General features: G+C 67.0%; 14 protein-coding genes. 8 read left to right on the forward strand and 6 right to left on the reverse strand.

What is annotated here, in order from left to right; translation table 11 throughout:
- Positions 1–5 precede the first annotated feature (5 nt).
- Both AC1DS0_RS26050 and AC1DS0_RS26055 read right to left on the reverse strand, forming a co-directional pair.
- A complete protein-coding gene (locus AC1DS0_RS26050; protein ID WP_476817127.1) occupies positions 6–1,202 on the reverse strand; it encodes an amidase in 1,197 nt (398 codons plus the stop codon).
- 27 nt (positions 1,203–1,229) lie between these two features.
- The gene (locus tag AC1DS0_RS26055; protein ID WP_476817128.1) at positions 1,230–2,819 is read right to left on the reverse strand and encodes a gamma-glutamyltransferase family protein; all 1,590 of its coding nucleotides are present in this window, start codon (positions 2,817–2,819) and stop codon (positions 1,230–1,232) included.
- 111 nt (positions 2,820–2,930) lie between these two features.
- On the opposite strand from AC1DS0_RS26055, the gene AC1DS0_RS26060 reads away from it, so the two are divergent.
- Complete coding sequence (locus AC1DS0_RS26060) at positions 2,931–3,170, forward strand: hypothetical protein (protein WP_476817129.1); 240 nt, start codon at positions 2,931–2,933, stop codon at positions 3,168–3,170.
- A gap of 2 nt (positions 3,171–3,172) precedes the next feature.
- On the opposite strand, the gene AC1DS0_RS26065 is transcribed toward AC1DS0_RS26060, so the two are convergent.
- The 3 genes from AC1DS0_RS26065 to AC1DS0_RS26075 all read right to left on the reverse strand — a co-directional run bounded on the left by AC1DS0_RS26065 (position 3,173) and on the right by AC1DS0_RS26075 (position 6,697).
- Positions 3,173–3,535 (reverse strand): DUF1850 domain-containing protein, encoded by a 363-nt coding sequence (locus AC1DS0_RS26065; RefSeq protein WP_476817130.1) that lies wholly within the window; start codon positions 3,533–3,535, stop codon positions 3,173–3,175.
- Positions 3,532–5,691 carry a TRAP transporter permease gene (locus AC1DS0_RS26070; protein WP_476817131.1) on the reverse strand — a complete coding sequence of 720 codons (2,160 nt, stop codon included), beginning with the start codon at positions 5,689–5,691 and terminating at the stop codon, positions 3,532–3,534. Before AC1DS0_RS26070 ends, AC1DS0_RS26065 begins: the two co-directional genes overlap by 4 nt.
- Positions 5,692–5,767: 76 nt before the next feature.
- Positions 5,768–6,697, reverse strand: a complete 930-nt coding sequence (locus tag AC1DS0_RS26075) for a TAXI family TRAP transporter solute-binding subunit (RefSeq protein WP_476817231.1) — start codon at positions 6,695–6,697, stop codon at positions 5,768–5,770.
- 269 nt (positions 6,698–6,966) lie between these two features.
- On the opposite strand from AC1DS0_RS26075, the gene AC1DS0_RS26080 reads away from it, so the two are divergent.
- A complete protein-coding gene (locus AC1DS0_RS26080) occupies positions 6,967–8,589 on the forward strand; it encodes an OpgD/OpgG family glucan biosynthesis protein (RefSeq protein WP_476817132.1) in 1,623 nt (540 codons plus the stop codon).
- Between the two features lie 152 nt (positions 8,590–8,741).
- Here the strand turns inward: AC1DS0_RS26080 and AC1DS0_RS26085 are convergent, their stop codons facing one another.
- Positions 8,742–9,005, reverse strand: coding sequence for a macro domain-containing protein (locus AC1DS0_RS26085; RefSeq protein ID WP_476817133.1), 264 nt, complete (start codon positions 9,003–9,005; stop codon positions 8,742–8,744).
- 113 nt (positions 9,006–9,118) lie between these two features.
- Between AC1DS0_RS26085 and AC1DS0_RS26090 the strand changes: the two genes are divergently transcribed.
- From AC1DS0_RS26090 to AC1DS0_RS26115, 6 genes are all read left to right on the forward strand, one after another.
- Positions 9,119–9,265 carry a hypothetical protein gene (locus tag AC1DS0_RS26090; RefSeq protein ID WP_476817134.1) on the forward strand — a complete coding sequence of 49 codons (147 nt, stop codon included), beginning with the start codon at positions 9,119–9,121 and terminating at the stop codon, positions 9,263–9,265.
- A 14-nt stretch (positions 9,266–9,279) separates the two neighbouring features.
- Positions 9,280–10,005, forward strand: coding sequence for a zinc ABC transporter ATP-binding protein AztA (gene aztA, locus AC1DS0_RS26095; RefSeq protein ID WP_476817135.1), 726 nt, complete (start codon positions 9,280–9,282; stop codon positions 10,003–10,005).
- A gap of 155 nt (positions 10,006–10,160) precedes the next feature.
- A complete protein-coding gene (locus AC1DS0_RS26100; RefSeq protein ID WP_476817136.1) occupies positions 10,161–11,036 on the forward strand; it encodes a metal ABC transporter permease in 876 nt (291 codons plus the stop codon).
- A gap of 35 nt (positions 11,037–11,071) precedes the next feature.
- Positions 11,072–11,980 (forward strand): metal ABC transporter substrate-binding protein, encoded by a 909-nt coding sequence (locus tag AC1DS0_RS26105; protein ID WP_476817137.1) that lies wholly within the window; start codon positions 11,072–11,074, stop codon positions 11,978–11,980.
- Between the two features lie 43 nt (positions 11,981–12,023).
- The gene (locus AC1DS0_RS26110; protein WP_476817138.1) at positions 12,024–12,986 is read left to right on the forward strand and encodes a CobW family GTP-binding protein; all 963 of its coding nucleotides are present in this window, start codon (positions 12,024–12,026) and stop codon (positions 12,984–12,986) included.
- A 191-nt stretch (positions 12,987–13,177) separates the two neighbouring features.
- Complete coding sequence (locus AC1DS0_RS26115) at positions 13,178–13,291, forward strand: PsiF family protein (protein ID WP_476817139.1); 114 nt, start codon at positions 13,178–13,180, stop codon at positions 13,289–13,291.
- Positions 13,292–13,378 lie beyond the last annotated feature (87 nt).

Consider the following 13,378-nt stretch of genomic DNA (forward strand, 5'->3'; position numbering starts at 1 on the left):
CCTCGTCATGCCAGTCTGATCCGCGCCGCCCGCTCGAACCTCACGGCGAAGGCGACGAGCGATTTGTCGGAGCCCTTCGGGCCGATGACCGACAGCCCCAGCGGCGCGTCGTCGCGATGCGCGACGGGGATCGAAATCTGCGGGAAGCCGGAGAGACCGGCAAGGCAGAGCAGACGCAGGGCACGGTTGCGGAAATCCTCGAGCTCGGGCTCGCCGGCGCTGACCAGCGGGGCGACATCGGGCACCGTCGGCAGCATCAGCACGCCGTCCTTGCCGAGCAGCTTGGCGAGCTTCGCCCGGAAAGCCTTGCGCACGCTGTCGCCGCGGGCGACCTCGGCATCGCTGACCGCCTTGCCGAAGGCGAAGCGCTCGGCGACCCCCGGCCCGAGCGGCATGGCGTGGCGCTCGATCATCGCGCCGTCCGAAGCCCAGGCCTCGCGGCCCTGGATCCAGCGGAAGGCCCAGTAGAGCGCGTCCATGTCGCTGACGGCGCGCACCGCCTCGGGCTGGCCGAGGATCGGCACGATGCGTTGCACGACATTGCGCAGGATGCGCTCGGCCTCGGGCACGGCCTGGGCGAAGAGGTCGTCGGCGAGGAGGAGGCGAGGCGTTTCCGGCAGGCTCAGCCGGTCCTTGCCGAGCACCACATTGGCGGCGCGGGCGAAGATCTCGCCATCCCGGGCGAAGAAGCCGGCGGTGTCGAGGCTCTCCGCCAGCGGCCAGGCGCGCTTCAGCGAGAGCCGGCCATGCGTCGGGCGGATGCCGAACAGCCCGCCATAGCTCGCCGGCGCCCTGACCGAGCCGCCGGTGTCGGAGCCGAGGCCGATATCGGCGAGCCGGCCGGCCACCGCCGCCATCGAGCCGGAGGAGGAGCCGCCGGTGATCCGGTCAGGCGCCGCCGGATTCACGGGTGAGCCGAAATGGGCGTTCTTGCCGTTGAGCGAGAAGGCGAGCTCGTCGGTATTGGTCTTGCCGACGAAGCGGGCTCCGGCCTCCAGGAAGGCCTTCACGATCGGCGCCGTCTTGGTCTTGATCCCCGAGAGCGCCAGTACAGTCGGCGAGCCCGCGCCGGTCGGATAGCCCTTGACGTCGAACAGGTCCTTGACCGCGAGCGTCAGCCCGGCGAGCGGGCCGGACGAGGCATGTTTCACCGGTGCGTCCGGATAGGGTACGAAGCAGCGGAACGGGTCGTTCTCGATCATGTGTTCTCAGATCCCCCCAGATCCCAATCAGATGCCTTTGGCGTCGCCGTCCGAGCGCGGATCATGCGTCGCCTCGACATGCCCCTTCTGGTGCTTCACCAGCATGCCGGCATGGCCGAACTGGTCGGAATAGGCCTCGCTGTATTCCTCGACCGGGTGCCCGGCGGCGGTGAGCCTGGCCAGCAGCATCGGGTCGAAGCGGTTCTCCAGCTTGAGCGAGATCGAGCCGGCGCCCCAGGTGCGGCCGAAGAGCCAGCGCGGCGCGTCGACGGCATCGGCAACGCCCTGGCCGAAGCGATAGCGCGACAGGATCTGCGCCTGGAACTGCGGCTGACCGTCGCCGCCCATCGCGCCGTAGCTGACGATGCGGCCATCGTCGAAACGAGCGAGCGGCGGATTGAGCGTGTGGAACGGCTTGCGGCCGGGCATCAGCGGGTTCAGGGCCTTCGCATCGAGCGAGAACGAAACGCCGCGGTTCTGCCAGTTGACGCCGGTCTTGGGCAGGATACAGCCGGAGCCGTATTCCCAGTAGAGCGACTGGATATAGGACACCGCGAGGCCAGAGCCGTCGATCGCGCCCATCCAGATCGTGTCGCCCTCGCCGGGCCGGAACGGCCAGCTTGCGGCGCGCTTGCGGTCGATCTTCGCGGCTTCGCGTTCCAGGGCGGTGTCAGTGAGGAGGCTCGCCGGATCGATTGTCATGAAGGCCGGGTCGGTGACGACCCTGTCGCGGATGGCGAGCGCCCGCTTCACCGCCTCGACCAGCCCGTGATGATGATCGAAGCTCTCCGGCCGGGTGACGCCGAGCTTCTCGAAGATGCCGAGGATCATCAGGGCGGTCAGCCCCTGCGTCGGCGGCGGGAAATTGTAGACCGTGAGGCCCGGCAGCTTCAGCGACAGCGCCTGGACCGGCCGGGCGCGGAAGGCTTCGAGATCGGCGCGGGTGATCGGCGCGCCCAAGCGTCCGAGGTCCTCGGCGAGCTCGCGGCCGATGTCGCCGCGATAGAAGTCGTCGAGCCCGACATGGGCGAGCTGCTCCAGCGTCGCGCCGAGAGCTGTGGGCTTGCGGCGGTCGCCGGCCTTGGGCCGTTCGCCGCCGGGCCAGAAGAACTCGCTGAAACCGGGCGCCGCCTTCACCGCATCGGCTTCCTGCGGCCAGGTGCGCAGCTCCGACTCCGATATATCGTAGCCCTCGGTGCAATGGCGGATGGCGTCGGTGAGCAAATCCCTCAGCGGTAGCTTGCCGCCGAGGCTGGCGGACAAAGCGAGCGCCGCCTGCCAGCCGCCGATCGCGCCGGCGACGGTGATCGCCGCATCCGGGCCGCGCGCCGGCAGCGTGTCATGGCCCTTCTCGCGATAGCGCTCGATCGTGGCGAGGCTCCCCGCCGGACCGCAGGCCTCGATCGCATGGACCTTGCCGCGGGGCTCGTGCACCAGCCAGAAGCCGTCGCCGCCGATCGCGTTCATGTGCGGGTAGACGACCGCGATGGTCGCAGCCATGGCGACCATCGCCTCGATCGCATTGCCGCCCTCGGCGAGGATGGCGCGCCCGGCTTCGGATGCGAGACGGTGGGGTGCGGCGACGGCGGCCGAGTTGAAAACCGGTGAATCGGGCATCAGGTTCTTTTCATTCAGGCAGGCGGGACCATATGCCGGTAGGCGCGATTTTGTTGCATGCCGCCGCCGGCTAGGCTAGGCGGTCCATGCATGGGTTCCGAGGGTAAAAGCATGGCGGCTGGCCGCACCAACTGGCGCAACGTGATCATGGTGGTCTCGCTTGCCATCCTGATCGCGGTCGAGATCTTCGGCGTCGCGCTGGCGTCAGGCTGGGCGCTCGCCGGCCTGTTCGAGCTCGGCCACGTCGTCGCCTATGTCCTGATGGGCCTGTTCTCGGTGCTTGCCGCCTATGGCCTGGTGAATTTCATGCGCCGGGTCGTGAAGGTCGAGCGCCTGACCCACCGCAGCTGAGTTCAGCCGCACGGCTTCATCACCACCGGATCGGCTTCCGCCGGCAGCAACTCGTCGAGCGCGTGGCAGCGCTCTTGCACGCAGATCCGCCAGTCGGCGGTGGCGCCGGAGCGGCGCATCACGACGTCCGGCAGTGGAGGCAGGTTCGGCTTCCAACGCCAGAAGCCGTCGACGAGCCTGGCTCCATCAGGCGGATCCATGCCGGCGCCGGAGCCCTGGATACGGGCTTCAGTGAGGACGAGCCCGTCGGGCGTCTCCCGCCAAAGCTCCTCCCACAGCGATTTCTGCACTGAATGCCGCCAGGACAGCGTGATCTCGCTCGCTCCGAGCGGGATCAGCAATGCGCCGGCGACAAGGCAGATCATGCTGCCCTGATCGCGGTCGTCTCGCGATTGACCCACCAGTGGCGGGCGACGATCGCGGCGGCGAGGGCATAGCCGAGCGGGTCGCTATAGGGGAATTCGCCGAACAGGAAGACCGCGGCGGCGAATGAGAGCACGCGTTCGAGCACGGTGAGGCGCCCGAACAGGAAGCCGATCGCGACCATGCCGAACAGGCCGATGGCGACGCTCGCCTTGATCACCGCATAGACCACGGACGGCCAGAAGCCGATCGTCGCGCTCATCGGATCGCCCGGCTGCAGCATCAGTGCCGGCGAATAGACGGCGATGAAGGGGATGACGTAGCCGGCGAGCGCGACGCGCATCGCTTCCCAGCCGATCTTGTCGGGGTTTTCCCTGGCGATCGGTGCCGCTGCCAGCGCCGCCAGCGCCACCGGCGGCGAGAGGTCGGCCATGATGCCATAGTAGAAGGCGAACATGTGGCTGACGATCAGCGGCACGCCGAGCTTTTCCAGTGCCGGAGCGGCGAGCGCCGCGACGATGATGTAGGTCGGGATCGTCGGGATGCCGGTGCCGAGCAGGATCGACAGCACCATGGTCAGGACCAGTGCCAGGAACAGGCTGGTCTTGCCGAGACCGATGATCCAGGCGCCGAAGGTGGTGCCGATACCGGTCTGCGTCATCAGGCCGATGATGGTGCCGACGATGGCGCAGGCGATGCCGACCGGCAGCGCCGTCTTGGCGGCGTCGGCGAGCGCGTTGCGGCAGATGGCGAGCGTCGCCCGGCCGCCGACGGTGAGGGTGTTCAGCAGGACGAGCGCCAGGATCAGGCCGCCGACGACGCGGACATCCATGCCCTCGCGCAGCAGCGCCCCGGCGATCAGCCCGAGGCCGACCCAGAAGATCACGCGCAGCGTCATCGTCTTGAAGCCGAGCGCGATGCCGGCGCCGAGCAGGAGACCGACGGTGAGAGCTAGCCCGATCGTGCCGGCAAAGAGCGGCGTGAAGCCGTGGAACAGCATGACGACCAGCACGGCGAGCGGCAGCGCCAGGTACCAGCGCTCGCGCAGCGCCCGGATCGGGCTCGGCAGCAAAGCGCGCTCGATGCCCTTGAGACCGTGCTTGCCGGCTTCCAGATGCACCATCCAGAAGGCCGAAGCGAAGTAGAGCACGGCCGGGATCGCGGCTGCCTTGACGATCTCGGAATAATCGACGCCGAGCGTCTCGGCCATGATGAAGGCGGCAGCGCCCATCACCGGCGGCATGATCTGGCCGCCCATCGAGGCGGTGGCTTCGACGCCGGCGGCGAAGGCGCGGCGGTAGCCGAACTTGATCATCAGCGGAATGGTGAACTGGCCGACGGTGACGACATTCGCCACGCCGGAGCCCGAGATCATCCCCATCAGGCCCGACGAGAACACCGCCACCTTGGCCGGCCCGCCGCGCGCCCCGCCGAACAGGCCAAGCGAGACGTCGTTGAAGAGATGGATCATCCCGGCCTTTTCGAGGAAGGCGCCGAAGACGATGAACAGGAAGATATAGGTCGCCGAGACATAGGTCGGCACGCCGTAAAGGCCTTCGGTGCCGAAGGAGAGATGGCCGATGATCTGGTCGAAGCCGTAGCCGCGATGGTTGAACGGCGAGGGCAGATACTGGCCGAAGAACCAGTAGAGCAGGCAGACGCCGCACATGATCGGCAGGGCGTTGCCCATCAGGCGCCTGGCGGCTTCGAAGACCAGAATAGCGAGCAGGGAGCCGACGACGAGATCGAGCGTGGTCGGGTCGCCGTCGCGCACGATGAGGTCGGCATAGAAGATCAGCTGGTAGAGGCCGACCAGGAAGCCGAGCAGGCCGATCGCCCAGCCGAGCCAGCGGCCGGCCTCCGTCTTGGCCTTGAAGTTGGCGACGAGGCCGAAGGAGAGCAGCAACAGGAAGCCGACATGGACGCCGCGCACCGCCTGGCTCGGCAGGAAATGCCAGGCCGAGATCAGGATCTGGAAGGAGGCGAAGGCGAGGGCGACGGCATAGGCGAGCAGGCCCCATCTGCCAGGGCCGAAACCGGGCGGGAAGCCGTGCTCGAAATTGTCGAGCGCCTCGTTCTCGACCGGTGCACCGCTCGCGCCGGAGAGCTCGTGCAGCCGGTCGGTATCGGCTCCCGCCACTGTGGTCTGCTGCGCCATGGTCCCGTTCCCCGCAATGCGAGGACGCCGGCTCATGCGGAGCCGGCGTCGCTTGTCCCCTCAGTTACGCGATCTATCAGGAGCCGACCTTGAGGCCCTTTTCCTTGAGATAGCGCGCCGCGCCCGGGTGCAGCGGCACGGGCATGCCGTCGAGCGCGTTCTCGAGCTTGATCGACTTGCCGGCCGAGTGCGAGGCGGCGAGGTCGCCGAGATTCTCGAAGATGTTCTTGGTCATCTGGTAGACCAGCTCCTCCTTCACCCCGTCATGGGTGACGAGGTAGTTCACCACGGCGGCCGTGTTCACGTCGGTCGTCTGGCCGCCATAGGTGTTGGCCGGGATCGGCGTGCTGATGAAGGGCGGGCCGGCCTTGTCGATCACTGCCTTCGGCACCTCGACCACGACGATCTCGACCGAGGTGGCAAGATCGCGGATCGAGGCGACGCCGAGGCCGGCCGATTGCAGGGTGGCGTCGAGCTGGCGGTTCTTCATCAGCTCGACCGATTCAGCGAAGGGCAGGTACTCGATCTTGCCGAGGTCCTTGTAGGACAGGCCGGCAGCGCCGAGGATGGCGCGGGCATTGAGCTCGGTGCCGGATTTGGGCGCGCCGACCGAGAGGCGCTTGCCCTTGAGATCCGCCAGCGTCTTGATGCCACTCTCCTTCGAGGCGACGATCTGGACATAGTTCGGGTAGATCGCGGTGATGCCGCGCAGCTTCTTCAGCGGGCTCTTGAAGCCGGCCTCCTCGTCGCCCTTCCAGGCGGCGTCCAGGGAATCGCCGAGGGTGAAGGCGATCTCGCCGCGGCCCTGCTGCAGCAGCACGAGATTCTCGACCGAGGCCTTGGTCGCCTGCACCGAGGGGCGGGTGTTCGGGATCTTGTCGCCATAGATCTTCGAGAGCGCGACGCCCATCGGATAGTAGACGCCGGAGGTGCCGCCGGTCAGCACGTTGATGAAGTCCTGCGCCTTGGCCGCGACCGGCGTCACGGCGATGATCACGGCAGTCATGAGCCCGGCAAAGCGGCGGCCGGCGAGCAGCGTCGTCATGGTTCCTCCCGATATATGGTCAGGCTCGGACGGCCGGACTTTCCCCAGTTGTAGGCCGTTCGCGGAGCGAAAGAAAAGTTGTTCCAAAGCGCTAGGAACTCGTCATGCCGCGATTGCGTGCGATTTCCGCCCTGCTGGCGCCAGGAAGCTGCGGAGATTGCCCTCGCCGGCTGGACAGGCTAGCCGGAAACACCATCTTCCGATCTTTCCTCGATGGAGCGCCCCGCCCGATGCAGCCGCGACAGCCGACCACGCCCCTGATCGACCGCCGCACATTGCTCGCGGGTGCCGCCGGTACGGCCGCCCTCGCCGCAGCCGGTTTCTCCGGCCCGGCGCTGGCGCAGCAGGGGCTGAAGCTCGGCACCGCCGACGCCTTCTCCTTCGAAGGCTTGAAGGCGCGGGCTCGCGATCTCGCCGGAAAACCCTATGAGCCGCCGCCGAACCCCAAGCCTGACGTGCTCGAGAAGATCGACTACGACGCCCACGGCAAGATCAAGTTCAAGCCGGAGCTGGCGCTCTGGGCCAATGGACCTTCGCCCTGGCCGGTGACTTTCTTCCATCTCGGCCGCTACTTCCAGAAGCCCGTGCGCATGCATGTCCTCGACGACGGCAAGGCGCGCGAGATCGTCTACGACGAGAGCTATTTCGAGATGCCGGCCGATTCGCCGGCCAAGCAGTTGCCGCCGGGCGCCGGTTTCGCCGGCTTCCGCTTCCAGGAGAGCCGCTCCGGCCATCCCGGCCGCAAGAGCGAGAAGCTGGACTGGCAGAAGAACGACTGGGTCGCCTTCCTCGGCGCCTCCTATTTCCGCGCCATCGGCGAGCTCTACCAGTATGGGCTCTCGGCCCGCGGCCTAGCGGTCGATCCGGCGGTCGGCGACCGGCCGGAGGAATTCCCCGACTTCACCCATGTCTGGCTGGAGACGCCCGGCGAGGCGGCCGAGCATGTCGTCGTCTATGCCCTGCTCTCGGGGCCGAGCGTGGCGGGGGCCTTCCGTTTCCGCATGCATCGCGGCAAGGGCGTCGACATGGAGATCGAGCAGGAACTGCACCTGCGCAAGGATGTCGCACGGCTCGGCATCGCGCCGCTGACCTCAATGTACTGGTATTCCGAGACCGCCAAGACGACCATGGTCGACTGGCGGCCGGAGGTGCACGATTCCGACGGGCTCGCGCTCTGGACCGGCAATGGCGAGCGCGCCTGGCGCCCGCTCAACAACCCCCAGCGCACCGTCGCATCCAGCTTCGTCGACGAAAACCCGCGCGGCTTCGGCCTGATGCAGCGCGATCGCCTCATCGATCATTACATGGATGGCGTCTTCTACGAGCGCCGGCCGAGCCTGTGGATCGAGACGCTGGGCGGATGGGGCAAGGGCGCGGTCCAGCTGATCGAGATCCCCACCGACGACGAGATTCACGACAACATCGTCGCGATGTGGGTGCCGGAAGCGCCGGCGAAAGCCGGCAACGCCTATAACTTCCGCTATCGCCTGCACTGGCTCGCCGACGAGCCATTCCCGCCGGCGCTCGGCCGCGTCGTCGCGACAAGGCTCGGCAATGGCGGCCAGCCGGGCACGGTGCGGCCAAAGGGCGTGCGCAAGTTCATGATCGAGTTCAAGGGGCCGGCGCTCGAGGACATCCCGTTCGGGGTCAAGCCCGAGGTCGTGCTCTCGGCCTCGCGCGGCAGCTTTTCCTATACCTTCGCCGAAGCGGTACCGAACGACGTGCCCGGCCACTGGCGGGCGCAGTTCGACCTCACCGTCGACGGCGCGGAGCCGGTCGAGATGCGCTGCTTCCTGCGCGGCGGCGACAAGGTGCTGACCGAAACCTGGCTCTACCAGTACTGGCCGGGCTGAACCCGCCTGGAAACTCTACTCCAGCGGCCACCTGGCGGCGTTTTCTGCGCGTCCGGTGCTCACGGACCAATGTCCGCTGCGCTCCGGTTCTCGAAACCACCGCCATCTGGCGCGCCGCAGCGAGTTTCGAGACGGGTTCCGAGCCGAGACGCCTACCCCTCGATCTGGCGCTTCTGGGCCCGGTCGACCGAGACGAACAAAGTGTTGGCCGCGCCGGGCTCGACGCAGAACACGTCGAAGCTCGGTGCCTGCGGATCGTCGGCCGGCATGTGCAGGGTGGCGGAGCTCTTGCGGCCGGCGAAGGCCATGATCCGGAAGCTCAACCCGTCCGGCAGGCCGATCTCGATCGCATCGGCCTTGATCTCGGTCGCGACGCCGTTCCGTATCGCTTTGAAGGTCACCCGCTCGGCGCTCACCGGCCTGCTCCTGTTCGGACATTGTTGACGATGCCGATAACGCAGTGGCGTTGCGCTCGATGCAAGGGTGATCGTGCTTGCTCGTCGGCGAGCGTAATATTATATCATTCGGTATGGCTCATGATCATGCCCACCATCGCCAGCCTGTCGCCGAGGTTCCCGGCTGGTCGCTGCTGCGGCTGTCGGCCGGGCAAAGGCTCGGTCTGGCATCCGGCGTGATCCTGGTGCTCTGGGCGGCGACCCTCGCCGTCATTCTGTGAACAAGAGTATCCCTGTGCCCGCCATCCGCTTCAGCGACCTGACGCTCGGCTATGACCGCCACCCGGCGGTGCATCATCTCTGCGGCGAGATCGCACCCGGCAGCCTGACCGCTATCGTCGGGCCGAATGGCGCCGGCAAGTCGACTTTGCTCAAGGCCATCGCCGGTGCGCTCTCGCCGCTCGATGGCACCGTGACGCTCGCCAAGGGCAAACGGCTCGCCTATCTCCCCCAATCGGCCGAGCTCGACCGCTCCTTCCCGATCCATGTCTACGATCTCGTCGCCATGGGTCTGTGGGGCGCGGCCGGCATCTTCGGCAAGATCGGCCTCGGTCAACGCAGCAAGGTCGAGGCGGCGATCGCAGCGGTCGGCCTCACCGGCTTCGAGAGCCGCAGCATCGGCACGCTCTCGGGCGGCCAGATGCAGCGGGCGCTGTTCGCCCGGCTGCTGCTGCAGGACGCCGACATCATCCTGCTCGACGAACCCTTCACCGCGATCGATGCGCGCACCAGCGCCGATCTGCTGGCGCTGGTCCAGCGCTGGCATGGCGAGAGCCGGACCGTCGTTGCCGTGCTGCATGACATCGAGACGGTGAGGCGCGCCTTCCCGCAGACGCTGCTGCTGGCGCGCGAGGCGATCGCCTGGGGCGAAACCGGCGAGGTGCTGACGGCGAACAACCTGCTCAAGGCGCGGCGCATGGTCGAGGCCTTCGACAGCCATGCCACGCCCTGCGCAGCTTGAGGCTTTCCACCCTTCTTTTTGATTGAAACATCCTGTGCCGGGTCATCCCGGGCGACCGAAGGGAGACCCAGGATCCATTCCTGACCGGTTCCGGAATGGGGCCCGGGTCTTCGCTTCGCTCCGCCCGGGACGATGGCGTATTTGAATTGAACGCGATGCTCCACGACCTCCTGATCGGCCCTTTCGCCGAATTCGATTTCATGCGCCGGGCGCTGGTCGGCGTGATTGCGCTGTCGGTCTCGGGCGCTCCCGTCGGTGTCTTCCTGATGCTGCGGCGGATGAGCCTGACCGGCGACGCCATGGCGCATGCGATCCTGCCCGGCGCTGCGCTCGGCTATCTCGTCGCCGGCTTCTCGCTGCCGGCGATGACGCTTGGCGGGCTCGTCGCGGGCTTCACCGTGGCCCTCGCCGCTGGCGCCGTGGCGCGCCTGACCGTGCTCAAGGAAGATGCCTCGCTCGCCGCCTTCTACCTGATCTCGCTGGCGCTCGGCGTCACCCTCGTCTCGCTGCGCGGTTCTGCGGTCGATCTCTTCCATGTGCTGTTCGGCAATGTGCTGGCGCTCGACGACGATGTGCTGGTGCTGCTCTCCGGCGTCGCCAGCCTGACGCTCGGCGTGCTGGCGCTGGCTTATCGCCCGCTGGTGCTCGAATGTGTCGATCCCGGCTTCCTGCGCTCGGTCAGCCGTTCGGGCGGCGTCGTCCACCTGACCTTCCTTGGGCTCGTCGTGATCAACCTCGTCGCCGGCTTTCATGCTCTCGGTACGCTGCTCGCGGTCGGGCTGATGATGCTGCCAGCCGCCGCTGCCCGCTTCTGGACCGCCGACATCACCCGGCTGATCCTGCTCGCCTCCGGCTTCGGCATGGCGTCCGGATACATCGGGCTCGTCGCCTCCTATGCTGCCGGCAGCAATCTCCCGGCCGGGCCGGCGATCATCCTCTCGGCCGGCGCGCTCTATCTCGGCTCGCTCCTGCTGGGATCGCAGGGCGGCCTTGCGCGACGGCTCTTGCCGAGGGCCCATCTCCAACGCTAGTTATGTTATAGTGTTTCATTAGCGCGAGAGTCATCATGCTGAACCGTCGCTCCGTCCTCCTCGGCCTTGCCGCCGGCGTTGCCCTGCCATTGCCGGCCTTTGCCCAGGAGAAGCTGCCCGTCGTCGCGAGCTTCTCGATCCTCGGCGATTTCGTGCGCGAGATCGGTGGCGACCGGGTCGCAGTGACCACGCTGGTCGGGCCCGACGGCGACGCGCATGTCTATTCGCCGACGCCGGCCGACGCGAAGACGGTGGCAGGGGCGAAGCTCGTCGTCGTCAACGGGCTGAAGTTCGAGGGTTGGCTGACCCGGCTGGTGAAGTCGTCGGGCACCAAGGCGACCGTCGCGACGGCGACTACCGGCATCACGCCGCTGAAGATGGCCGACGATCACGGCCACGGTCATGGCGGCGAGGATCCGCATGCCTGGCAGAGCGTCGCCAACGCAAAGCTCTATGTCGGCAATGTCCGCGATGCGCTGGTTGCAGCCGACCCGGCAGGCAAGGCGGGCTACGAGGCCAATGCAGCCGCCTATCAGACCAAGCTCGATGCGCTCGAAGCTGAAATCAAGGCCGCGGTTGCGCGCATCCCGGCCGACCGGCGCAAGGCGATCACCTCGCACGACGCCTTCGGCTACTTCGTCAAAGCCTATGGCATCGCGTTCATCGCGCCGCAGGGCGTCTCGACCGAGGCCGAGGCCTCGGCCAAGGACGTCGCTCGCATCATCCGCCAGATCAAGGCCGAGAAGGTGCCGGCGGTCTTCCTCGAGAACATCACCAATCCGCGCCTGGCCGAGCAGATCGCCAAGGAGAGCGGCGCGAAGATCGGCGGGCGCCTCTATTCGGATGCGCTTTCGGCCGCCGGCGGTCCGGCCGGGACTTACATCGCGATGATGAAACACAATATAAGCCAGATCGAGAAGGCGCTCGTCGGCGGCCCGGCCTGACCGGATCGCGATCATCGCAGCGCCACCAACCAGGTCGTTTCCCATGTCCGAGAAGATTCCCGTCACGGTGCTCACCGGCTATCTGGGCGCCGGCAAGACCACGCTCCTCAACCGCATCCTCACCGAGGACCACGGCAAGAAATTCGCCGTGATCGTCAACGAGTTCGGCGAGACCGGCATCGATGGCGACCTCGTCGTCGGCGCCGACGAGGAAGTGTTCGAGATGAACAATGGCTGCATCTGCTGCACGGTGCGCGGCGACCTGATCCGCATCCTCGACGGGTTGATGAAGCGCAAGGGCAAGTTCGACGCGATCATCGTCGAGACCACCGGCCTTGCCGATCCCGCCCCGGTCGCCCAGACCTTCTTCGTCGACCAGGATGTCGGCGACGCCACCAAGCTCGACGCGGTCGTGACCGTCACCGATGCGAAATGGCTGCAGGACCGGCTCAAGGATGCGCCGGAGGCGAAGAACCAGATTGCCTTCGCCGACGTGATCATCCTGAACAAGACCGATCTGGTCAGCGCCGAAGGGCTTGCCGAGGTCGAGGCGGCGATCCGCGCGATCAACCCCTATGCCAAGCTGCACAAAACGACGCGCTGCGACCTGCCGATCGCCGAGCTGCTCGACCGCAATGCCTTCGATCTCGACCGCATCCTCGACATCGAGCCGGACTTCCTCGAATCCGGCCATCATCATCACCATTCCGAAGATGTCCGCTCGATGTCCTTCACGATCCCCGGCGATGTCGACCCGGAAAAGTTCATGCCGTGGATCAATGACATCAGCCAGGTGCAGGGGCCGAACATCCTGCGCTCCAAGGGCATCCTGGCCTTCAAGGACGAGCCGCGCCGCTTCGTCTTCCAGGGCGTGCACATGATCCTCGACGGTGACCTGCAGCGCGACTGGAAGTCCGGCGAGAAGCGGGAATCGCGTCTCGTCTTCATCGGCCGCGATCTCGACGAGGCGGCGCTGCGCAAGGGGTTCATGGCCTGCGCGGCTTGAACGCCTCGACAGTCCCGTTCAGGCCGAGGGCTTAAGTCAGGCTTCGGTCGCTGCAATGGAGAGTTGCGGGAACCCCGGCCGCAGGGCTGGCTTCCTGCCCCCCGGGCATTCAGGGTCCATTCTAGTCGGCAGGCGCGGAATCGCGCTGTCTGACAGCTCGCCCGGCGTCCCCGGCCGCGCAGCCGACCACGATGGCCGCGGAAACCAAGGCGGCGAAGTCGAAAGCCTGCTCGACCGAGGCCGACAAGCAAGGCCTCCATGGCAAGGCCCGCAAGACGTTTCGCAGCGATTGCAAGCGGCGTTGACCGTTTGAAACGCCTGTAGAGCGGCGGGCGAAGAGCGCTGCCGCTCGATCCGCCTGCAACTGGCCAGCAGTCGAGCCTGGGCCGGAA

This window comes from Allobosea sp. P4_H5, from assembly GCF_056400825.1.

Bases quoted from the DNA above. Each gene is read 5' to 3' on its own strand.
- AC1DS0_RS26050 (WP_476817127.1), bottom strand. From the start codon at position 1,202: ATGATCGAGAACGACCCGTTCCGCTGCTTCGTACCCTATCCGGACGCA.
- AC1DS0_RS26055 (WP_476817128.1), bottom strand. From the start codon at position 2,819: ATGCCCGATTCACCGGTTTTCAACTCGGCCGCCGTCGCCGCACCCCAC.
- AC1DS0_RS26060 (WP_476817129.1), top strand. From the start codon at position 2,931: ATGGCGGCTGGCCGCACCAACTGGCGCAACGTGATCATGGTGGTCTCG.
- AC1DS0_RS26065 (WP_476817130.1), bottom strand. From the start codon at position 3,535: ATGATCTGCCTTGTCGCCGGCGCATTGCTGATCCCGCTCGGAGCGAGC.
- AC1DS0_RS26070 (WP_476817131.1), bottom strand. From the start codon at position 5,691: ATGGCGCAGCAGACCACAGTGGCGGGAGCCGATACCGACCGGCTGCAC.
- AC1DS0_RS26075 (WP_476817231.1), bottom strand. From the start codon at position 6,697: ATGACTGCCGTGATCATCGCCGTGACGCCGGTCGCGGCCAAGGCGCAG.
- AC1DS0_RS26080 (WP_476817132.1), top strand. From the start codon at position 6,967: ATGCAGCCGCGACAGCCGACCACGCCCCTGATCGACCGCCGCACATTG.
- AC1DS0_RS26090 (WP_476817134.1), top strand. From the start codon at position 9,119: ATGGCTCATGATCATGCCCACCATCGCCAGCCTGTCGCCGAGGTTCCC.
- AC1DS0_RS26100 (WP_476817136.1), top strand. From the start codon at position 10,161: ATGCTCCACGACCTCCTGATCGGCCCTTTCGCCGAATTCGATTTCATG.
- AC1DS0_RS26105 (WP_476817137.1), top strand. From the start codon at position 11,072: ATGCTGAACCGTCGCTCCGTCCTCCTCGGCCTTGCCGCCGGCGTTGCC.
- AC1DS0_RS26110 (WP_476817138.1), top strand. From the start codon at position 12,024: ATGTCCGAGAAGATTCCCGTCACGGTGCTCACCGGCTATCTGGGCGCC.
- AC1DS0_RS26115 (WP_476817139.1), top strand. From the start codon at position 13,178: ATGGCCGCGGAAACCAAGGCGGCGAAGTCGAAAGCCTGCTCGACCGAG.